General features: G+C 63.5%; 15 protein-coding genes. 9 read left to right on the forward strand and 6 right to left on the reverse strand.

Annotated elements, in window-relative coordinates:
* Positions 1 to 55 precede the first annotated feature (55 nt).
* The 5 genes from NKH98_RS06175 to NKH98_RS06195 all read right to left on the reverse strand — a co-directional run bounded on the left by NKH98_RS06175 (position 56) and on the right by NKH98_RS06195 (position 7,798).
* Positions 56 to 1,006: an ABC transporter substrate-binding protein gene (locus tag NKH98_RS06175; protein WP_352897182.1), complete on the reverse strand. Its 951-nt coding sequence runs from the start codon at positions 1,004 to 1,006 to the stop codon at positions 56 to 58.
* A gap of 112 nt (positions 1,007 to 1,118) precedes the next feature.
* On the reverse strand, positions 1,119 to 1,967 hold the full coding sequence (locus NKH98_RS06180; RefSeq protein ID WP_352897184.1) for a DUF1194 domain-containing protein: 849 nt from the start codon (positions 1,965 to 1,967) through the stop codon (positions 1,119 to 1,121).
* Positions 1,968 to 2,060: 93 nt separating this feature from the next.
* Positions 2,061 to 4,622 carry a GcvT family protein gene (locus NKH98_RS06185; RefSeq protein ID WP_352897186.1) on the reverse strand — a complete coding sequence of 854 codons (2,562 nt, stop codon included), beginning with the start codon at positions 4,620 to 4,622 and terminating at the stop codon, positions 2,061 to 2,063.
* Between the two features lie 268 nt (positions 4,623 to 4,890).
* Positions 4,891 to 5,154: a hypothetical protein gene (locus NKH98_RS06190; protein WP_254818157.1), complete on the reverse strand. Its 264-nt coding sequence runs from the start codon at positions 5,152 to 5,154 to the stop codon at positions 4,891 to 4,893.
* A gap of 154 nt (positions 5,155 to 5,308) precedes the next feature.
* Positions 5,309 to 7,798, reverse strand: coding sequence for a mechanosensitive ion channel family protein (locus tag NKH98_RS06195; RefSeq protein WP_352897188.1), 2,490 nt, complete (start codon positions 7,796 to 7,798; stop codon positions 5,309 to 5,311).
* A 226-nt stretch (positions 7,799 to 8,024) separates the two neighbouring features.
* On the opposite strand from NKH98_RS06195, the gene NKH98_RS06200 reads away from it, so the two are divergent.
* The 4 genes from NKH98_RS06200 to NKH98_RS06215 all read left to right on the forward strand — a co-directional run bounded on the left by NKH98_RS06200 (position 8,025) and on the right by NKH98_RS06215 (position 13,245).
* Positions 8,025 to 9,284 (forward strand): sarcosine oxidase subunit beta, encoded by a 1,260-nt coding sequence (locus NKH98_RS06200; protein ID WP_352897189.1) that lies wholly within the window; start codon positions 8,025 to 8,027, stop codon positions 9,282 to 9,284.
* Between the two features lie 91 nt (positions 9,285 to 9,375).
* Positions 9,376 to 9,672 (forward strand): sarcosine oxidase subunit delta, encoded by a 297-nt coding sequence (locus NKH98_RS06205; RefSeq protein ID WP_023676536.1) that lies wholly within the window; start codon positions 9,376 to 9,378, stop codon positions 9,670 to 9,672.
* Positions 9,669 to 12,665: a sarcosine oxidase subunit alpha gene (locus NKH98_RS06210; protein ID WP_352897191.1), complete on the forward strand. Its 2,997-nt coding sequence runs from the start codon at positions 9,669 to 9,671 to the stop codon at positions 12,663 to 12,665. The genes NKH98_RS06205 and NKH98_RS06210 overlap by 4 nt, the downstream gene beginning before the upstream one ends.
* Positions 12,658 to 13,245: a sarcosine oxidase subunit gamma gene (locus tag NKH98_RS06215; RefSeq protein WP_352897193.1), complete on the forward strand. Its 588-nt coding sequence runs from the start codon at positions 12,658 to 12,660 to the stop codon at positions 13,243 to 13,245. Before NKH98_RS06210 ends, NKH98_RS06215 begins: the two co-directional genes overlap by 8 nt.
* A gap of 21 nt (positions 13,246 to 13,266) precedes the next feature.
* On the opposite strand, the gene NKH98_RS06220 is transcribed toward NKH98_RS06215, so the two are convergent.
* The gene (locus tag NKH98_RS06220; RefSeq protein WP_254818152.1) at positions 13,267 to 13,965 is read right to left on the reverse strand and encodes a nitroreductase; all 699 of its coding nucleotides are present in this window, start codon (positions 13,963 to 13,965) and stop codon (positions 13,267 to 13,269) included.
* A gap of 276 nt (positions 13,966 to 14,241) precedes the next feature.
* Between NKH98_RS06220 and NKH98_RS06225 the strand changes: the two genes are divergently transcribed.
* From NKH98_RS06225 to NKH98_RS06245, 5 genes are all read left to right on the forward strand, one after another.
* A complete protein-coding gene (locus tag NKH98_RS06225; RefSeq protein WP_352799670.1) occupies positions 14,242 to 14,829 on the forward strand; it encodes a helix-turn-helix domain-containing protein in 588 nt (195 codons plus the stop codon).
* A 76-nt stretch (positions 14,830 to 14,905) separates the two neighbouring features.
* Positions 14,906 to 17,359 carry a GcvT family protein gene (locus NKH98_RS06230; protein WP_352897196.1) on the forward strand — a complete coding sequence of 818 codons (2,454 nt, stop codon included), beginning with the start codon at positions 14,906 to 14,908 and terminating at the stop codon, positions 17,357 to 17,359.
* Positions 17,356 to 18,255, forward strand: coding sequence for a homocysteine S-methyltransferase family protein (locus NKH98_RS06235; protein WP_352897198.1), 900 nt, complete (start codon positions 17,356 to 17,358; stop codon positions 18,253 to 18,255). Before NKH98_RS06230 ends, NKH98_RS06235 begins: the two co-directional genes overlap by 4 nt.
* Positions 18,255 to 19,436, forward strand: a complete 1,182-nt coding sequence (locus tag NKH98_RS06240; RefSeq protein ID WP_352477581.1) for a pyridoxal phosphate-dependent aminotransferase — start codon at positions 18,255 to 18,257, stop codon at positions 19,434 to 19,436. The genes NKH98_RS06235 and NKH98_RS06240 overlap by 1 nt, the downstream gene beginning before the upstream one ends.
* Positions 19,433 to 21,907 (forward strand): GcvT family protein, encoded by a 2,475-nt coding sequence (locus tag NKH98_RS06245; protein ID WP_352897201.1) that lies wholly within the window; start codon positions 19,433 to 19,435, stop codon positions 21,905 to 21,907. Before NKH98_RS06240 ends, NKH98_RS06245 begins: the two co-directional genes overlap by 4 nt.

Consider the following 21,907-nt stretch of genomic DNA (forward strand, 5'->3'; position numbering starts at 1 on the left):
GATCGGAATGAAAAGCGGCGGCGCACGCGCCGCCGCCGGGCGACAATCCTGCCGGTTAATCGGCGACGGCGCTGGTGTCGGCCAATGTCGATACGTCGGGCGCTTCCTTGATCAAGCCCATCTGCAGCAGAAGCTCGCCGGCGGTCTTGGAAAAGTCCTGGAATTCCTTGGTGAAGAACTGCTTGTTTTCAGCCTTGTCGGCCCATTTCAGGTATTTTGCCGACGCTTCGAACTCCTTGGCCGACTGCTTCACGTCGGCGCCCATCGTCTCATAGGATTTCGCCGGGTCGCTCTTTATCAGGTCAAGTGCCTCGAAATAGCTGTCGGCAAGCGCCTTGGCCGCATCCGGATTGGCCTTGAGGAACTCCGGCGTGCAGCCGACCGTGTCGAGCACCATCGGATAATCGAGAGTGGTCACAAGGATATGGCCCTGGTCGGACTTTTCGCGCACCGCCGAGATGAACGGCTCATAGGTGACCGCCGCATCGTTCTGGCCGGCGAGAAACGCTTGCGCCGCCGCGTCCGGCTCCAGGTTGACGACCGTCACGTCCTTGGTCGACATGCCGTTCTTGTTGAGCACCCAGGCCAGCATGAAATAGGGCGACGTGCCCGGCGCCGAGGACGCGACCGACTTACCCTTGAGATCGGCGACGGTCTTGATGTCGTTGCGGGCGACGATGCCGTCGGCGCCGTAGGACTTGTCGAGCTGGAATATCTGCTTGGTCGTCACGCCGTTAGCGTTCCAGACCAGCCAGGTCTCGACCGTAGTGGCGGCGCATTGCAGGTCGCCGCTGGCGATGGCGAGGGGCCGACTGGCTTGCGGCACCTTCTTCAAGGTGACGTCGAGGCCGTGTTTTTCGAAGATGCCGGCCTGCTTGGCGAGCGTCAGCGGCGCAAAGCCGGTCCATCCACTGATGCCGATGCTGACCGACGTAGCGGCGGTGGCCGGCGCGGACAATCCGACGGCAAGCGTCAAGCTTGCTGCAAGAATTCCGATCCTGTTCATGTCGGTTCCCCTTTTTTGTTCGGATGGAGAATTGTGTCACAGACGCGCACAGGCTTGTCAATGAAGCAGATGCTGCACTGCGGTATGTCACCACCGGCAGCAAACTTCGCCATTAGCGGGTGTTGTACATCCAGCTGCGGTCGCGCCACATTTTTTCGCCGACCAGGCAGTCGGTGACGGGGATGTCCTGTGCCAGAACCAATGGCGGATGCGCCGCCTCTTCCGCCGCTCGCTGCGGCGAGGCCGGACCGGCAAGCTCCAGCACCAGCTTGCGGCGGATGGCCTCCGGAAACTGCGTCCAGTCATTGACCGGGATCATGAAGGAGCCCGGCCCGCCGATGACGCAGTCGCTGTAGTAGCGGTCGAGATTGTTGACATCGTAGGCGCTGGTGAACCCGCCCCTGGTCATCAACGGCAGGCCGTTGACGGTGATGCCCTGCTTGATCACGGCGTCGCGGGTGGTATCGACAGGTGCGCCCTGGTTGTTGGGGCCGTCACCCGAAATGTCGATCACCCGCTTGACGCCCTGGAAGCCGCTTTCGGCAAAGAGATCGCTGGCGAATTCCAGCGCGCCGGAGATCGAGGTGCGCCTGGCACTGGCCGGCGGATGAGCGGAAAGCTGCGCTGCCAGCCGTTCGGCGTCGGCACGATTGGCGATCACCGTCCACGGCACGACGACCTGCTGCCAGGTCGCGCCAGCCCATTCGACATACGTGACGGCAATCTTGCCATGAGCGCCTTCGCCGATTGCCTGCAGGACATCGTCATGCGTCAGCGCCGCCGCATAGCCATGACGCTGGATTTCGAGCTCGTCCGGCGACATGGACAAGGATACGTCGACTGCCAGCACCAGTTCGACATCGACCGGCTCGGCGGCGCGGGAGATTGCCGCTGGCCATAGCACCGACGCCAGCGCGGCGGCACCCGAGACGAAATGTCTTGCACTGGCAAAACCAGACATGCCGCACGTTAAGCGAAAATCGCCGATCGACAAAGAGAAAGCCCGGTGGAGAGCCGGGCTCATTCGGTCACATTTTTGCGACCGCCTCAATGCTTAGCTGCGCGGATTGAGGTTCTCCGGGTCATAGAGCGGCCTGTAGCCGACGGCGGCCACTTCGACCGGGTATTTCTCGCCGAAATATTCGACGTTCAGCTTGCGGCCCTCCTGGCAATACGCCCAGGGCAGGTAGGCGAGCGCGATGTTCTTGCCGAGGGTCGGACCATAGGCCACCGAGGTCGTGAAGGAGCGGCGGCCGAGCTCGTCGACGAGCGTCTCACCGGTTTGGGGGTCCATCACCGGCATCGTGCCGACCGGATAGCGGGGAACGCCGTTGGAATCGGTATTGTCCGTCATGATAAGCGTGCAAAGCATGGCCGGCTGGTGCACCCGGGCGCGATATTCCAGATGCTTTGCCTTGCCGCAGAAATCGGCCTCCTTGACCTTCGGTCGGGCAAGGTCGGCTTCCAGCAGATTATATTCGGTCAACAGATCCGCGTTTTGCAGACGCAGGCTCTTCTCCATACGGCGGCTGTTGGCATAGGTCTCGACGCCAAAGGCCATCACGCCGGTCGACCGCAGCGCGTCCCAGACAGCGAGGCCGTCCTCGTAGCGCATGTGGAGTTCCCAGCCTTGCTCGCCGACATAGGAGATGCGGAAGGCGGTCACGTCCTTGCCGGCGATCCTGACGGGCTTGATCGCGGCAAAGGGAAAATTCTCCGGCGTCAGCCCGTCGGGGTTTTCCACGCACTTGCTCAATGTCGCCCGCGCGTTCGGACCCCAGATGCCGACGGTCACGTACTTCTCGGTCACGTCGGTGACGGTAACGTCGAAGCCTTTGTCTTCTGCCGTCCGGCGCATGTACTGGAAGTCGCGCGGCCCGGCATCGGCGCCGTCGATGACGCGGCAGCGGTCGGCCATGCGGATGACGGTCAGGTCGGCGCGCACCATGCCTTCCTCGTCGAGGAAATGGGTATAGATGCCCTTGCCGATATTGCCGTCGCCGCCGATCTTTGCCGCGCACAGCCATTCCATCAGCGCGACATGGTCCGGGCCTTCGACGTCGTACATGGCGAAATGCGACAGGTTGACGATGCCGCAATCCTCGCTCATGGCGAGATGCTCGGCGTTCGAGACGCGCCAGAAGTGGCGGTTATCCCATTCATTTTGGCGCACCGGCACCCGGTTGCCGTATTTCTCGAGCAGATGCTCGTTGGCGGCGTAGCCATGGGCGCGCTCCCAGCCGCCGAGCTCCAGGAAATAGCCGCCGAGTTCCTTTTCGCGCTCCCAGAAGGGCGAGCGGCGGACATTGCGGGCCTTGGAGAAGGGCTCGCGCGGATGCACCGCCGGGTTGTAGACCTTCATCGCGGTTTCGGTGCAGCGATCCCAGATGAACTGCTCTTTCGTCTGGTGCGGATAGAAGCGTGAATAGTCGATGGCGTGGTGGTCGATCGACGTGCGGCCGTCCGTCATCCAGTCGGCGATGAGCTTGCCCATGCCGGGGCCGTCCTTGACCCAGATCGCCACGGCATACCAGAGGCCCCTCACCTTCTGGCTTTCGCCCATCGAAGGGCCGCCGTCCGCCGTCACCTGCAGCAGCCCGTTGAAGGAATGGCTCTCATTGTAGCCCAGCTCGCCCAGGATCGGCGTCAGTTCCATGGCCCGCTCGAGCGGCGCCAGGATCTGCTCCATGTCGAGATCGCGCTGCGACGGCGAAAGCCGTGCCTCGTTTTTCTCGAGAATATCGCGCGGATGGCAAAGGCGCGGATTGGTTTCTTCGTAATAACCCCATTCGATCTGCCCGCCTTCGGCGGTCTTGGGATCGCCGGTATCGCGCATATAGGCCGAATTACCCTGGTCGCGCAGCAGCGGCCAGCCGATCTCCTTGCCGGTGCCGGCGAACTCGGTGTACGGCCCGAAGAAGGTGAGCGGGTGGTCGATCGGCATGACCGGCAGGTCCTCGCCCGCCATTTCCGCGATCAGCCGCCCCCAGATGCCCGTGCAGACCACGACGTAGTCGGCCTGGATGGTGCCGCGGTCGGTCACCACGCCCTTGATGCGGCCGTTCTCGATGACGAGCGACCTGGCCGAGGTGTTGGCAAACGCCTTGAGTTTGCCCGAGGCTTCCGCCTGGTCGACCAGCTTGCCGGCGACTGTCTGCGAACGCGGGATGACGAGGCCGGCATCGGGATCCCACAGGCCGCCCTGTACCATCTGTTCTTCGATCAGCGGGAATTTTTCCTTGATCTCGGCGGGATCGATCAGGCGGGCGCGTGTGCCGAAGGCCTTCGCCGAGGCGATCTTGCGCTTGATTTCCGCCATGCGGGCGTCGTCTCCGACGCGTGCGACCTCGAGGCCGCCGATGCGGGCGTAATGACCCATCTTTTCGTAGAAATCGATGGAATAGAGCGTCGTCCAGCACGACAGGAAATCATGGCTGGTCGTGTAGCAGAAGTCGGAGGCATGCGCCGTCGAGCCGATATCCGTCGGGATGCCCGATTTGTCGATGCCGACAATATCGTCCCATCCGCGCTCAATCAGGTGATGGGCGACCGATGCGCCGACGATGCCGCCCAGCCCGACGATGACGACCTTCGCCTTTTCCGGAAACCCTGCCATTGCCCGCGACTCCAAGATGCTATTGCGAGCAGACTATAGGTCGGCGCGGCGGCGCGCTTGCAGCCTGTTTGCGACATCGCCAAAAAAGCCCGCGCCACCAGCTCGTCGAATGCAGTTGGACCTACGCCTTCGCCCTGCTCAGTACGAAAGCGCTGCTGGAGCCCGTTCTGCACAGCTTCGAAGAAAAGTGAATACCTTCATCGCCGATTACCGGAAGTAAATAAAAGGCCGGGCGTTTGCCCGGCCTTCAAAAATCATGGCGTCGACTTTACTTGATGCGCGCGACGCCGCCCGAGATCTCGACGGTTTCCGAACCCGTCAGCGCCTCGAGGTCGCCATTCGGCAAGGTAACAAAACAGCCGCTCGGGCAAAATTCCACGGTTTCGCCGGCGGCCAGCGCCAGCTCGGTCTTGCCGCCGCCTTCCGTCACGATCAGCGTGCGGGTCTCGGCGTCCTTGTTGACCGCGCTGGCGGCATGGGCCGAACCGCCCACGGCCAGAAAAGCGATGGCGGCGACGAGAGACTTCCACATTTTGCAGTATCGGTGTTGCCACCGCCTCTGTTGCATTTCGCAAGGCATTCTCGCCGTTTGCAGGTGAGCTTATATGCAATGCAAGCTGAACAGCAACTGAATGCCGCATTCATGCCGCAATTGATTTCCGAAGCTTGAAGGCAAGCTCCAAACGCTAGTCAGGATCGGGCTTGCGTACCTTGCGTCCCGACTTGGCGAGACGTTTCGCCTCGACCGCCGCTAGAGCTTTTGCTTGTTCCCGTTCGGCGAATTCGACTTCGATCTTGTCGTCGTCGATCGGCCAGGCCTCGTACTTTTTGGTCTCGACGACGGCGCGCGGTGTCGACGGAATTTCGATATGCTGGTCGGCGAACACATCGAAGATGGCAAAGCGGATGTCGTTCTGGACGATATTGCCACTAAGAACGTCTGCCACGAACACGCGGATCTCGAATTCGAGCGCGGCCGGGCCGAAATTGGAAAACAACACAAAGGGTTCCGGGTTCTTCAGCACCAGCGGATGGCTGCGTGCGATCTCCAACAGGACGCCATGCACGTGCTTGACGTCGCTGCCATAGGCAACGCCGACCTTGATGTCGATGCGGCCGAGCTTGTTGCGGTGCGTCCAGTTGCCGACCGCATTATTGATCAGGTTTGAATTGGGCAGGATCACCGATTGCCGTTGGAACGTCTCGATCTCGGTGGCGCGCACGCTGATCTTCTTGACCGTGCCGCTGATGTCGCCGGCGACGATCCAGTCGCCGACCTTGAACGGCCGCTCGGCCAGCAGGATCAGGCCCGACACGAAATTCGAGACGACATTTTGCAGGCCGAAACCGATGCCGAGGGACAGGGCGCCGGCGACCAGCGCAAGATTGGAGAGGTCGATACCGGCCGCCGAGATGCCGACCAGTGCCGCGACCGCGACGCCGGCATAACCGACCGCCAGCCGGATCGAATTGCGCACGCCGGTGTCGACCCGGCCGCGCGCCATCACCGAGCCGTCGAGCCAGCCCTGGAACCAGCGCGTCAGGAAATAGCCGATAATGAAGACGACGACGCCGGTGAGAATGCCGGTGACCGAGATCGTCACCGAACCGATGGTGAGGCCGGTCGCCAGCTTGTAGGCCCAGGCCTGGATGTCGCCGGGCTGGAAACCCCACATCAACAGGATCAGCGGCAGGAACACCAGCACAATCATGATGTTGATGGCGGCGCTGACGACAAGCCCGAGCTGGTCGAGGGCGGTCTCTTCGTAGCTCGAATTGGCCGCTAGCCAGCGCCCGATCGAAGTTTTGGCGAACCCGCCTTCCTCGCCGATCGCCCGCGCCGACAGGAAACCGATATAGGCGGTGACCAGGATCGTGCCGGTGACCACGACCTGCAGCGAGACGAAAATTGCAAGGCCGATATAGCCAAGCAGTGCCGATGCGATCGTGAATAGGCCCAGTGCGATGGCGGTGTAGCGCAGCCACGCCGGCCATGGGCGCCAGCTTCCGTCGGGAGCCTTGAACGGCTTCAGTAGGCCCATAAGGATCAGGATGATGCCGACGATGATGGTGGCGATGAAGCTTCTGGCGATGGTCAGCGACAGTGGCGAGCCCATCTTGTCGTTCACGACCGATAGGAAATAGTTGATGCCGATGGCGACGGCCATCGCGGTCGTCAGCCGCACCAGCCAGCGCGCCGGGCCGGTTTCGACCGGGATCAGACGCCAGTTCGGCAATCGGGGCTCGAGCGCTGCGTTGGTCAGGCGGTTGACGCAGAACACCACCGCGACAACGGCAACCAGCGAATTCAGGAAGATGCCGATGTCACCGCGTAAAACGTTGTAATAATTGAAGAAGAAGATCGTCGAGACAAGGAAGGCGCCGACCGCCAGCGTCGGCAGCAATGTCGACCAGAACGCCACCGACAGCCGGCTGAGATAGGAGGGGTCCTCGACGGAGGGATCCGCTTCGAAGACGCGGCCGAACAGGCGTCGGCCGCCGATAAAAAGCACTGCAGCGAATGCGAGCGCCATCAAAGTCGCCGCAAGAATGGCCTGGAACTTGAACTTGAAGGCGAAGCTCAGCCAGGAGGAGACCGCCTTATAGAAGCCGGAAAACTCAGCGTTGGCGTCGGAAAAGACTTCGGGGCTAAGCGCATCGGACAGCACGTAGCGCTTTGTAAGCACATTGCGGAACAGTTCGCTGCGCATATTGCCGATCTTCTCGATCAGCCCACTGATGCGGATCGACAGGTTCTGCGCGCTGGCAATAACGGCGTTGATCTCGGCTTTTTCGGAAGCCAAGGCCTGGCGTTCACCGGTTACGATGTCTGGCTCGGCCGGCTGGCCCGCGGCCGGCGGAGGTCCCAGCACTTCAATCCGATCGTTGATATCGCCGAGACGCGAGCGGAACGCTAGCGCGCTGGTGAGCGCCGCCCGCGACAGATCCTCCAATTGCAGACGGATTTCCACCAGGGTGGCATCGTCTTGGCCGTCCTGCTGTATCTTCTTCTCGAGACCGTCGGTCTTGGCCGTCAGACTCTGGATGACTTTCTGCTGGTCTGCGATCAACCCGGCGGCGCCCTGCCCGAGTGCCTGCGCCATTACAACGAACGACGGCGGCGCCGAGACGACAAGCGCAAGAATCAAGACCAGGCGGAGTAAACGAAAGAACATGACTTTTCTGGCGACTCGCGGGCGGCATCGGCAGTTTTGAAGCACGTCCTTGATAAAGAGGCTCATATCACGGGGCAAGTCACCGCAGCGTCTCGTTTTTCGAAGTCGGCCAATCGAAGTCGGTCAATCGAAGTCGGGGAGTCGAAAAGCGATGGCGCAATCTTGGCTTTGCGTTGGCCACCTGCTCTATAGTCTGCCGCCAAGCCTGAAATGGATGACAATAAGAATGGCGGAATATTCGGCCTTTTCGCTTCTCAAAAACGCGCTGACCGGAAACAAGGATTGGAGGCCGGCCTGGCGCAAGCCCGACCCGAAGGCGTCCTATGACGTGATCGTCATCGGCGGCGGCGGCCATGGCCTGTCGACCGCTTACTACCTAGCCAAGGAGCACGGCATCACCAATGTCGCGGTGCTGGAGAAGGGCTGGCTCGGCTCCGGCAATGTCGGCCGCAACACCACGGCGGTCCGCTCCAATTATCTCCTGCCGGCCAACACGCGCTTTTACGAGCATTCGATGAAGCTGTGGGAGAACCTGGCCCACGACCTCAACTATAACGTCATGTTCTCGCAGCGCGGCTGCCTGAACCTCGCCCACACACCTGCCCAGCTCGACGACTATGCCCGGCGCGGCAACGCCATGCGCCATCTCGGCGTCGACGCCGAACTGATGACCACGGCGGAGATCGCCCGCCTGGTGCCGGCACTGGACGTCTCGGCCACCGCGCGCTTCCCGATTGTCGGCGGCCTGATGCAGCGGCGCGCCGGCACCGCCCGCCACGACGCCGTCGCCTGGGGTTATGCGCGCGGTGCAGATCGTCGCGGCGTCGACATCATCGAAAACTGCGAGGTCACCGGCTTCCTGCGCGACGGCGACCGTATCACCGGCGTCGCGACGACGCGCGGCGAAATCCGCGCCAAGAAGGTAGCCGTCGCAGTGGCCGGCAGCACTGGGCAAGTCATGCGGCTCGCCGGCATCGAGACGATGCCGATCGAGAGCCACGTGCTGCAGGCCTTCGTCACGGAATCGCTAAAACCGTTCATCGATACGGTCCTGACCTTCGGCATGGGCCATTTTTATATGTCGCAATCGGACAAGGGCGGCCTTGTCTATGGCGGCGATCTCGACGGCTACAACAGCTACGCCCAACGCGGCAGCCTGCCGATCGTCGATGAGGTGATGAGCGAGATGCTGGCGCTGTTCCCTGGGCTGGCCCGTGTCCGCATGCTGCGCTCATGGGGCGGCGTCTGCGACATGTCTATGGACGGCTCGCCAATCATCACCACCGGTCCGATGCCGGGCATGTATCTCAACTGCGGCTGGTGCTATGGCGGCTTCAAGGCGACGCCGGCTTCCGGCTGGTGCTTTGCCTGGACCATTGCCAAGGACGAGCCACACGATCTCAACGCGGCCTTCACGCTCGACCGCTTCTATCGTGGCCTGGTGATCGACGACAAGGGCCAGGGCGCCACGCCCCGGCTGCATTAGGCCATGATCCCGAACCGCAGGTCCGCGTCAGCGAAAAGTGGAAACCGGTTTTCGGACAAGATCATGGTCAAACGAGAAGTTTAAGAGATCCATGCTCATCACCTGCCCCTATTGCGGCCCGCGCGACGTGATCGAATTCACCTATCAGGGCGACGGCAATCGCCAGCGCCCACAGCCTGCCTCGCAGAATCTCGACGCCTGGAACGCTTATGTCTACGACCGGCTGAACCCGGCCGGTGACCACAATGAGATCTGGCAGCATTCCGGCGGCTGCCGCGCCCATCTCAGGGTCGTGCGCAACACGCTGACGCACGAGATCTCCAGCACCGCGTTCGCGCGCGGCGATCACAATTCGGTTGCGCGGCACCGGGCCGAGGACAAGCCATGAGCCCGCGCCGTACCGAGGCCGGCGGCCTCATAGACCGGCTGCGGACCATCCGTTTCACCTTCGACGGCGCGCCCTATACCGGCCACGCCGGCGACACGCTGGCTTCGGCGCTGCTGGCCAACGGCGTCACCCTGTTCGGGCGTTCGTTCAAATATCACCGTCCCCGCGGCGTGCTGACCGCCGGCGTCGAGGAGCCTAACGCGCTGGTCACCGTGTTGAGGGGCGAGGTTCGCGAGCCGAACATTCCCGCCACCATGGTCGAGATCTATGACGGGCTGACCGCAATCAGCCAGAACCGTTTCCCCTCACTTGCCTGGGACGTCAGTGCCGTGAACCAGCTCGGCGGCAAGCTTTTGTCGGCCGGCTTCTACTACAAGACCTTCATGGGACCGGTGATCGGTCCGCTGAAGGGCACGCGCTTCTGGATGTTTTGTGAGCATTTCATCCGCCGTGCCGCCGGCCTGGGCAAGGCAGGCACGGCTCCCGATACGGCGCGCTACGAACGCATGAATGCGTTTTGCGATGTGTTGGTAGTCGGCTCCGGCCCGGCCGGGCTGATGGCCGCCAGGGCTGCTTCCGATCAGGGTGCACGCGTCATCCTGGCCGAGCTCGAGCCGCATTTCGGCGGCTCGGCCAATTGGTCGGGCGAGACGATCGACGGCATGCCGGCCGCCGACTGGGCGGCGCGCGCCGCTGGCCAGCTCGAAGGCCGTGACAATGTCCGCCTGCTGCCGCGCACCACGGTCTGGGGCTATTATGACGGCAACACGCTTGCTGCGCTCGAACGCGTCACCGACCACAAGGAAACGCCCGGCAAGGGCGAACCCCGCCATCGCTACTGGACAATCCGCGCCAAGTCGGTGGTGCTGGCCACCGGCTCCCTGGAGCGTCCGCTGGTCTTTCCGGGCAATGATCGGCCAGGCGTGATGCTGGCGCATGCGGCCGAGCGTTTTGCCAATGAATATGGCGTGCTGCCCGGCGACAGGATCGGGCTGTTCACCAACAATGACAGCGCCTATCGCGCGGCCCTGGCGCTGAAGAAGGCCGGCGCCGTGATCGTCGCCATCGTCGACGTACGCCCTGAGCTTTCGAGCGAGATGCGCAAGCTGGCCGGCGAAACTGAGGCCGAGATCTTTTCTGGCCACGCGGTGATCGCCACCGAGGGCGGCAAGGCGCTGTCCGGCTTCAAGGTGCAGCGCTTCGATATGGCGAGTGGCGCGCTTTCCGGCGATGCGCGCAGCATTCACGCCGATTGCCTGCTGATGTCAGGCGGCTGGTCGCCGACCATCCATCTGGCCAGCCAGGCCGGCGCCAAGGCGGAATGGAACGAAACGTTGCAAGCGTTCCTGCCGCCGAAACCTACAACACGGCAATGGATCGGCGCCGGCGCCTTCACCGGCAGTTTCTCCACCGCCGAGGCGATCGCCGAAGGTCGCGCCGCCGGTTTTTCCGCGACGGGCGGAACCGGCACGCCGGCGGCCTTGCCGGTTGTCGAAGCCGCTCCCGGCGATCCCGATCCGGCGCCGGTGTTCGAGATCAGGGCCAGTGGAAAGAGCTTCGTCGATTTCCAGCATGATGTGACGGCCGACGACGTGCGGCTGGCGCATCGGGAAGGCTTCGTCTCGGTCGAACATCTGAAGCGCTACACCACGCTCGGCATGGCGACCGATCAGGGCAAGAGTTCCAATATACCAGGCCTCGCCATCATGGCCGAGGCGCTGGGCAAGCCGATCCCGCAGGTCGGCACGACACGCTTTCGCCCGCCCTTCGCGGCGGTATCGATCGGCTCGCTTGCCGCCGAACGCTTCGGCGATCTGAAACCCGAGCGACTGACGCCGATGCATGACTGGCACGTCGCCAACGGCGCCACCATGTATTCGGCCGGCCTCTGGTACCGGCCGATGATCTACGGCCATCCCGGCGAGACGATCGAGCAGGCCTATGTGCGCGAAGCGAGAGCCACGCGCGAGAGCGCCGGCATCGTCGACGTCTCGACACTGGGCAAGATCGCCGTGCAAGGCCCGGACGCGGCGGAATTCCTTGACCGCGTCTACACCAACATGTTTTCGACGCTGGCCGTTGGCAAGGCGCGCTACGGGCTGATGCTGCGCGAGGACGGTCTCGCCTTCGACGACGGCACAACATGGCGGCTCGGCGAGCAGGATTTCCTGATGACCACCACCACCGCCAATGCCGCCAAGGTGATGCAGCATCTGGAGTATTTCCTCGACGTGATCTGGCCGGAGCTGAAGGTCCACCTCACCTCGGTGACCGATCAATGGGCCGGTGCCGCCATCGGCGGGCCGAAGGCAAGGCAGATATTGGCTGCTTGCGTCAGCGGCACCGCCGTCGACAATGCCGCACTGCCCTTCATGGGCATCGTCCACGGCGAAATCGCCGGCGTGCCGGTGATGGTCTGCCGGCTGTCCTTCTCCGGCGAAATGGCCTTCGAGGTCTATTCCGGCGCCGGTTACGGCACCCATGTGTGGGAGGCGCTCATCGAAGCCGGCAAGCCGTTCGGGCTGGTGACCTACGGGCTGGAGGCGCTGGGCACCATGCGCATCGAGAAAGGCCACGTCACCGGTGCCGAGATCGACGGCCGTACCACGGCACGCGACCTGCATCTCGACTGGATGCTGTCGAAGAAGAAGCCGTTCATCGGCTCGGCGATGATGGATCGCGAGGGGCTGATCGCACCCGACCGCCTGGAACTCGTCGGTATTGTTTCGCTCGACAACCAGCCGCTCAATGGGGGCGCACACATCGTCGAGGAGCTTGACGAAGCCAATCCCCACGGCTCGCTTGGCCACATCACCGCCTGCTGCTATTCGCCGGCGCTCGGCAAATATATCGCGCTTGCCCTGGTCAAGGGCGGCAAGGCGCGGCGCGGCTCGCGTGCCTACGTTTCCGACCCGTTGCGCAACCGGTTCGGGCCGGTCGAGATCGTCTCCAACCATTTCTTCGATCCGGACGGGAGCCGCATGCATGGTTGAACGCCAATCACCGCTTGAGCCGGTGCTGCATCCGGGCTCGCAAGGCAATTTCGAGCACGGCGTTGAAATCATCCTCTCCGAAACCAGGCCGGGGTCGATTCTGCAGCTCGCCGCCTGGCCCGGCGAGGAGAAGACATTGATGGCCGGCATCCATACGGTCACAGGCCTGACTTTGCCCGACGGCGCCGGCGGCGGTGTGACGAACGGCGCCAGGTCGGTGTTCGGCTTTGCGCCGGGAAAATTTACGGTTGTCGATGAAGCCGAGGGATTGGCGACGGCCTTTGCCGATGTCGTCACTCCGGCCATCGGTACGGTCACCGACCTTTCGCACGGCCGCACCGCGATCCGTATCGCCGGGCCGAAGGCCGAGTGGGTGCTGGCGAAATTCTTCGCCATCGACTTCGCGCTGCCGGCCTTCCCGATCGGCGCCGGCCGCTCGACCATGCATCACGACGTCTTCGCGCAGATCCAGCGCACCGCGGCCGATCAGTTCGACATCTACGTGTTCCGCTCGTTCGCACGCTCGTTCTGGAAGGCACTCTGCCACGCCAGCGAGGAAGTCGGCTACGACGTGCAATAACTCAGGCGGCGCGTCGCCACGTTAGCTGGCGAACGTCACCCACTCTTCCAGCGGCGCGCGGTCGGTGCGGAATGCGTTTTCGGGCTTGGACGTGTCCTCATGGCCGAGCGCCATGCCGCAGACGACGATCTCCTCGTCGGGAATGTTGAGCACCGGCCTGATCTGCCGGTGATACGGCGCGAAGGCAGCTTGCGGACAGGTGTGCAGGCCCCTGCCCCGCGCCGCGACCATGATGTTTTGCAGGAACATGCCGTAGTCGATCCACGACCCTTTGTTCAGCCGCCGGTCGACGGTGAAGATCATGCCGACCGGCGCATCGAAGAAGATGAAGTTGCGGTCGTGCTGCGCGCGCATCCTGTCGACCTCGCGCCGGCCGATGCCGAGCACGCCGTAGAGACCGAAGCCGTTGGCCCGCCGCCGCGTCAGATAGGGTTCGAAGAACTGGTCGGGATAATAGCGATATTCGTCCCATTCCGCCTTTTCGGCGCGGATGCCCGAGCTGAGGATGGCATCGGTGATGCGCTGCTTGACCTCCCCCTTGGTCACATAGACCTTCCAGGGCTGCATGTTGGTGCCTGAGGGCGCGCGCGCGGCAACGGCGAGAATATCGCGGATGGTGTCGTCGTCGATCATATCGGGCAAGAAGGCGCGTACCGATCGGCGCGAGGTGATCGCGTCATCGACGATCGCCGCCGCAATCCGGGAGTTGTTTTCCAGCATGGCCGTCCCTTTGCGTATGATCCCGAACCCGATTCTCCGGAAGGATCATGCGCCGACTAGAAGTGATGGAGCATCCTTGCGCGTCTTTTTGAACGCCCGATAAGCCTATCCGCCTCGACCGGACGCCCCACTCGCCGCTCGTGCGCCGAGCCTTTGCCCGAACCGTCAAAATGGCGCAAGTAAATCTTGTGGGCGCATGAAAATCCTCTTGATTTTTTCACAAACGTGCCTTCACATGAAATTTGCTGGGAATTTTTCACCGAAACAGGGACAGCTTTGCCCTCAACCGCGGCCAGATCGGAACAAGACAGCGGCGAACGGCTGCTGGCCGGCGACATCCGCGCGTTGCGCAAGGCGCGCGGACTGACGCTTGCCGAGACCGGCCTCAAGCTCGGCCGCTCCGTCGGCTGGGTCAGCCAGGTCGAGCGCGGCCTGTCGATCCCGTCGCTCGGCGACCTCAGAGCCTTCGCCGAATTGTTCGGCGTGCCGGTCAGCCTGTTCTTCAGCCATGACGTGCCTGTCGAGACCGAGCGCGGCGTGGTCGTGCGCGCCGGCAGCCGACGCGTGCTTGGCACAAGCGATTCTGGCCTGGTGGAGGAGCTGCTGTCGCCAGATCTCGGCGGTAGCTTCGAGATGCTGCGTTCGGCCTTCGCCCCGGGTGCCGAGATGAAGACCGAGGCGCGCCGGCCGACCGAGGAAGCCGGCTACGTCGCTTCCGGCAGCTTCGACATCGAAATTGCTGGCGTCTGGCACCGGCTTGGCGAAGGCGACTCCTTCCGCTTCGACGGCAAGCCGTTCCGCTGGCGCAATCCTGGAGCCGAGCCGGCTGTCGTCATCTGGGTGGTTTCGCCGCCTGTCTACTGAACGAATGCATGTCGCCCAAAAGTGCGTGGCGGTTTGGGACAACGACATGCATCAAAACAAATAGTCGGAGAAGAACATGGCCGGTTTGCCGACCACGGCACGCGTTGTGATCATCGGAGGCGGTGTCGTCGGCGCCTCCTCGCTCTATCATCTCGCCAAAGCGGGCTGGATCGACTGCGTGCTTCTGGAGAAGAACGAGCTGACTTCCGGCTCGACCTGGCATGCCGCCGGCAACGTGCCGACTTTCTCCTCGTCATGGTCGCTGATGAACATGCAGCGATATTCGACGGAACTCTATCGCCGGCTGGGCGACGAGGTCGGCTATCCCATGAACTACCACGTCACCGGCTCGCTCAGGCTAGCCCATAGCGCGGAGCGCATGCAGGAATTCCAGCGCGCCAAGGGCATGGGCCGCTACCAGGGCATGGACATCGATGTCGTCGGGCTCGACGAGATCAAGCGTCGTTACCCCTTCATCGAGACGCATGATCTGAAAGGCGCGCTCTACGATCCGAATGACGGCGATATCGACCCGGCGCAATTGACCCAGGCGCTGGCTAAAGGTGCCCGCGACATGGGCGCGAAGATCATCCGTTTCTGCCCGGTCACCGGCGTGCGCCGAGAAAACGACGAGTGGGTGGTCGAGACGGCGCAAGGCGAGATCCGCTGCGAGATCGTCGTCAACGCCGCCGGATACCGCGCCGCCGAGATCGGCAGGATGTTCGGCCGCGAGGTGCCGATGATGGTGATGAGCCATCAATATATCCTGTTCGAGGAAATCCCCGAACTGGCGGCGTGGTCGAAGGAAAAGGGCAAGAAGCTGCCGCTGCTGCGCGACGTCGATACGTCCTATTATCTGCGCCAGGAAAAGAACGGCATGAATCTCGGCCCTTATGAGCGCAATTGCCGCGCCCACTGGGTCGGCCACAACGACCCGATGCCCGACGACTTTTCGTTCCAGCTGTTTCCCGACGATCTCGATCGGCTGGAAGATTACCTGGCCGATGCTGTCGCCCGCGTGCCGATCCTCGGCACCGCCGGCCTATCCAAGGTCATCAACGGGCCGATCCCCTATGCGCCGGACGGCAACCCGCTGATCGGGTCGATGCCCGGCGTGCCCAACGCCTTCGAGGCCTGCGTCTTCACCTTCGGCATCGCCCAGGGCGGCGGCGCCGGCAAGGTGCTGGCCGAATGGGTGACCGAGGGCCAGACCGAATGGGATATGTGGTCCTGCGATCCGCGCCGTTTCACCGCCTTCGCCTCGGCTCCGGATTATTGCGTTGCCAAGGGCATGGAAATCTACGGCAACGAATACGCCATCCAGTTCCCGCGCCATGCCTGGCCGGCCGGACGCGATCGCAAGCTGTCGCCGCTCCACGGCCGCATCAAGGCACTCGGCGCCCAGTTCGATGCCTATAATGGCTGGGAACGCGCCACCTGGTATGCGCAGCCCGGTGACGACGTCTCCGAAGAAGCCACGCTGACTTTCCGCCGTGACGGCCCCTGGCAGCATCGTGTGCGCGAAGAATGCCTTGCCGTCCGCGATGCCGCCGGCATCTTGGACCTGCCGGGTTTTTCCCGTTTCAATCTCGACGGTCCAGGTGCCGCCGAATGGCTCAGCCTCCAGGTCACGGGCCTGGTGCCGAAACCCGGCCGCATCGGCCTCGTCTATTTTGCCGACGACAACGGCCGCATCGTCACCGAAATGTCGGTGGTCCGCCACGACGAGAACCTGATGACGCTGATCACCGCCGCGGTGGCTCAGTGGCACGATTTCGAATGGCTGAAATCGCGCATCCCGAAGGACGCCGCATTCAAGCTGATCGACAGGACGGAGGAATACTCTACCCAGATCCTCGCCGGTCCCAACTCGCGAAAAATCCTGGCCGAACTCTGCGCGGCCGACCTCACCCTGCCCTGGCTGACGCATCAGGAGACCAGTATCGCCGGACGTTGGGCAAAGCTGGTGCGCGTGTCCTTCGCGGGCGAGCTCGGCTGGGAAATCCACAGCAAGATCGATGATACTGCAGCGATCTTCGACACCGTCTGGGCAGCTGGCCAGAAGCACGGCCTGAAACCGTTCGGCATGTACGCGCTGGATTCGCTGCGGCTCGAAAAAGGTTACCGCACCTGGAAGGGCGACCTGTCGACCGCCTATTCGATCCTGCAGGGCGGGCTGGAGCGCTTCGTCAGATGGGACAAGCCTGACTTCCGCGGCAAGGCAGCGCTGCAGAACGAGAAGCAGCAGGGCGTCAAGAAGCGCTTCGTCACGCTTATCGTCGAAAACCCCGGCGACTGCGATGCGCCTTATATGTCGACGCTGTGGCGTGACGGCCGGATCGTCGGCGAGACGACGTCCGGCGGCTGGGGTCATCGTATCGACAAATCGATCGCGCTCGGCATGCTGCGCGCCGACCTGACCGAGCCGGGAACGGCGGTCGAGGTCGAGATCTTCGGCGAACGTTTTCGGGCGGTCGTGCAGGAGGATGAGCCGTTATGGGATCCAAAGAACGAGAGGCTCAGAGCATGAAGAAAGTGATCCTCACCGATGGCGGCATGGGCCAAGAGCTGGTCCGCCGCAGCAGCTCCGAGCCGACGCCGCTGTGGTCGGCCAGGGTGCTCATCGACGAACCGGATCTGGTGCGCGACCTGCATGCCGAATTTATCCGCGCCGGCGCCCGCGTCATCACCGTCAACACTTATTCCGCAACGCCGGAGCGGCTGGCGCGCGAAGGCGCGGAAGAGCTGTTCAAGCCGTTGCAGAAGCGCGGCATCGAACTGGCAAGGCAAGCACGCGACCAGGCCGGCGACGCGGCGATCGCCGGCTGCCTGTCGCCGCTGTTCGGCAGCTATGCGCCAGCACTGACGATATCCTTCCAGGATACGCTCGATGTCTATCGCCGTATCGTTGCCGAGCAGACGGACGGCGTCGATCTGTTTCTGTGCGAAACCATGGCGTCGGCCGAAGAGGCGCGCGCCGCCGTCACCGCGGCGTTGGAAAGCGGCAAGCCTGTATGGGTGTCGTGGACGCTCGCCGACCACGGCGCACCGCGCCTGCGCAGCGGCGAAGCCATTGCGGCGGCGGCAAGCGCTCTCGACGGCCTGCCCGTCGCGGCCCGGCTGATCAATTGCTGCCGGCCCGAGGCGATCGCTGCAGCGCTCCCCGAACTGATCGCCCTCGGCGGGCCGGTCGGCGCCTATGCCAACGGTTTCACCTCGGTCGAGGCACTCAAGCATGGCGGCACCGTGGAAGTGCTGCACGCCCGCCACGACCTCGATCCGGATGCCTATGCCGGCCAGGCGATCGGCTGGGTCGAGGCTGGCGCCGGCATCGTCGGCGGCTGCTGCGAAGTCGGACCGGCCCACATCGCCGCGCTGCGCGACCGGCTCGAACAAGCCGGCTACGAAATTTCGGGAGTAGCATAATGCCCAGACCATCATCGCGCATTTCCGGCATCGTGCCTTCGGGCAAGGATGGCTGGGAGGTTCATTCCGCTGCCTGGGCGCGCAAGCAGGCTGGCGAGGACATCATCATGCTATCGGTCGGCGACCATGATTTCGACACGCCGGGCGAGACGATCGAAGCCTGTGTGACGGCCGTCCGCGCCAGCAATCACCACTACACGCCGCTTGCCGGCGTTCCACGTCTGCGCAAGGCGATGGCGGCGGCCTCGACGCAGTGCACCGGGGTTGCGACCAGCCCCGACCAGGTCATCGCCACGCCGGGCGGGCAGGCCGCGCTTTACGCGGCCATTCAAGCGGTTCTCGACCAGGGCGACCATGCCATCGTCGTAGCGCCCTATTACGCCACCTATCCGAATACCTTCAGTGCGGCGGGCGCCGAGTTCAGCGTCGTCGAGACCCCCGCCGAAGACAGCTTTCAGCCGCGCGCCGCCGACATCCGCGCCGCCCTTCGGCCGAACACCCGCGCCATCCTGATCAACACGCCGAACAATCCCACGGGCGCCGTCTATTCGCGCGAGCGCCTGGAAGAGCTGGCGCAGATCTGCCGCGAGCATGACCTTTGGCTCCTGTCGGACGAGGTCTACTGGACGCTGGGCCGCGGCGAGCACGTCTCACCACGCTCGCTGCCTGGCATGACGGAACGCACGCTAGTCATCAATTCGATGTCCAAGAGCCACGGCATGACCGGCTGGCGCATGGGCTGGCTGACCGGGCCCGAGGAGATGATCTCGCTGCTGACCGACCTCAATCTGGTGATGACCTACGGCCTGCCGGCCTTCATCAGCCTCGCCTGCGCCGAGGCGCTCGAAAACGGCTACGGCGTCGAGGAGATCGCCGAGCGCTATGCCGCGAGGCGCGCCGTCGTTCTCGATGCCATGCGCGGTATGAACAACGTCACCGTGCGCGGCTCCGAAGGCGGCATGTATGTGATGCTCGACATATCGGCGATCGAGCCGGACGACGAAAAATTCGCCTGGGCTTTCCTCGACCAGGAGAAGGTCGGCGTTATGCCCGGCTCGAGCTTCGGCGCGGCCGCAGCAGGCCACATCCGCTTCAGCCTCTGCCAGCCTGAGCCGGTGCTGATGGAGGCTGCCACACGCCTGCGCCGCTTCGCATCCAGCTATCGCCGCGAGGCCGCATGAGCGCCCCGCCCACCAAAGCCATTCCGACCAAGGCCATTCCTCCCAAAGCAAGGGCGGTCATCATCGGCGGCGGCGTCTCCGGTTGCTCGGTCGCCTATCATCTGGCCAAACTCGGCTGGACCGATATCGTGCTGCTCGAGCGCAAGCAGCTGACGTCAGGCACGACATGGCACGCTGCCGGCCTGATCGGCCAATTGCGCGGCTCGCAGAACATGACTCGGCTGGCGAAATATTCGGCCGACCTCTACGTCAAGCTCGAGGCCGAGACCGATGTCGGCACCGGCATGCGCCAGGTCGGCTCGATCACCGTGGCGCTGACCGAGGAGCGCAAGCACGAGATCTATCGGCAGGCGTCTCTCGCCCGCGCCTTCGATGTCGACGTGCGCGAGATTTCGCCGGGTGAAGTCAAGCAGATGTACCCGCATCTCAATGTATCCGATGTGGTCGGCGCCGTGCATCTGCCGCTCGACGGCCAGTGCGACCCCGCCAACATCGCCATGGCCTTGGCCAAGGGCGCGCGCCAGCGTGGTGCGACGATCGTCGAGAATGTGAAGGTGACCAAGGTCCATACCAGGGCCGGCCGCGTCACCGGGGTGTCCTGGGCGCAGGGCGACGAGCAAGGCACGATCGATACCGACATCGTCGTCAACTGCGCCGGCATGTGGGCACGCGAGCTTGGCGCCCAGAACGGCGTCACCATCCCGCTGCACGCCTGCGAACATTTCTATCTCGTCACCGAGCCGATCGCCGGGCTTTCCCGCCTGCCGGTGCTGCGCGTCCCGGACGAGTGCGCCTACTACAAGGAAGATGCCGGCAAGATCATGCTCGGCGCCTTCGAACCGGTAGCCAAGCCGTGGGGCATGAACGGCATAAGCGAGGATTTCTGCTTCGACCAGTTGCCCGCGGACATGGATCATTTCGAGCCGATCCTCGAAATGGGCGTCAACCGCATGCCGATGCTGGCCACCGCCGGCATCCACACCTTCTTCAACGGCCCCGAAAGCTTCACGCCCGACGATCGCTACTATCTCGGCGAGGCGCCGGAGCTTTCCGGCTACTGGATGGCGACCGGCTACAATTCGATCGGCATCGTCTCCTCCGGTGGCGCCGGCATGGCGCTGGCGCAATGGATCAATGACGGCGAGGCGCCTTTCGATCTCTGGGAGGTCGACATCCGCCGCGCCCAGCCGTTCCAGAAGAACCGCCGGTATCTCAAGGAGCGCGTCTCCGAAACGCTCGGCCTGCTCTACGCCGATCATTTCCCCTACCGGCAGATGGCGACTTCGCGGAACATAAGGCGCTCGCCGCTCCATGAGCATCTGCAGGCGCGCGGTGCGGTGTTCGGCGAGGTCGCCGGCTGGGAGCGCGCCAACTGGTTCGCTAGGCCCGGCCAGGAGCGCGAATACCGCTATTCCTGGAAACGGCAGAACTGGTTCGACAACCAGCGCGAGGAGCATCTGGCGGTCAGGAACGGCGTCGGCCTGTTCGACATGACCTCGTTCGGCAAGATCCGCGTCGAAGGCCGCGACGCCTGCGCCTTCCTGCAAAGGCTCTGCGCCAACGACATGGATGTGGCGCCGGGCAAGATCGTCTATACCCAGATGCTCAACCAGCGCGGTGGCATCGAGAGCGACCTCACCGTCTCGCGGCTGTCTGAAACAGCCTTCTTCCTCGTCGTGCCCGGTGCGACGCTGCAGCGCGATTTGGCCTGGCTGCGAAAACACCTTGCCGACGAGTTCGTCGTCATCACCGATGTGACCGCTGCCGAAGCCGTGCTCTGCCTGATGGGCCCGGATGCGAGAAAGCTGATTCAAAGGGTGAGCCCCAACGATTTTTCAAACGAAAACAACCCGTTCGGGACGTTTCAGGAGATCGAAATCGGCATGGGGCTGGCCCGCGCCCACCGCGTCACCTATGTCGGCGAGCTCGGCTGGGAGCTCTATGTCTCGACCGATCAGGCCGCCCACGTCTTCGAGGCGATAGAAGAAGCCGGCGCCGACGTCGGCCTGAAGCTATGCGGCCTGCACACACTGGATTCCTGCCGCATCGAAAAGGCCTTCAGGCATTTCGGCGACGACATCACCGACGAAGACAATGTGCTTGAGGCCGGCCTCGGCTTTGCCGTGAAGACGGCCAAGGGAGACTTCCTCGGCCGCGATGCGGTGCTGAAGAAGAAAGAAACCGGCCTGTCACGCCGGCTGGTGCAGTTCCGCCTGAACGACACCGAGCCGCTGCTCCTCCACAACGAGGCGATCCTGCGCGACGGCAGGATTGTCGGTCCGATCACCTCGGGCAATTACGGCCATCATCTCGGCGGCGCTATCGGGCTTGGTTACGTGCCTTGCAAGGGCGAGAGCGAGGCGGATGTCCTGTCGTCGTCCTACGAGATCGAGATCGCCGGCGAGCGCTTTGCGGCGGAGGCGTCGCTTAAGCCGATGTACGATCCGAAGGCGGAACGGGTGCGGATGTAG

The organism is Mesorhizobium sp. M0833 (assembly GCF_040319905.1).
Taxonomy (GTDB): Bacteria; Pseudomonadota; Alphaproteobacteria; order Rhizobiales; family Rhizobiaceae; genus Mesorhizobium.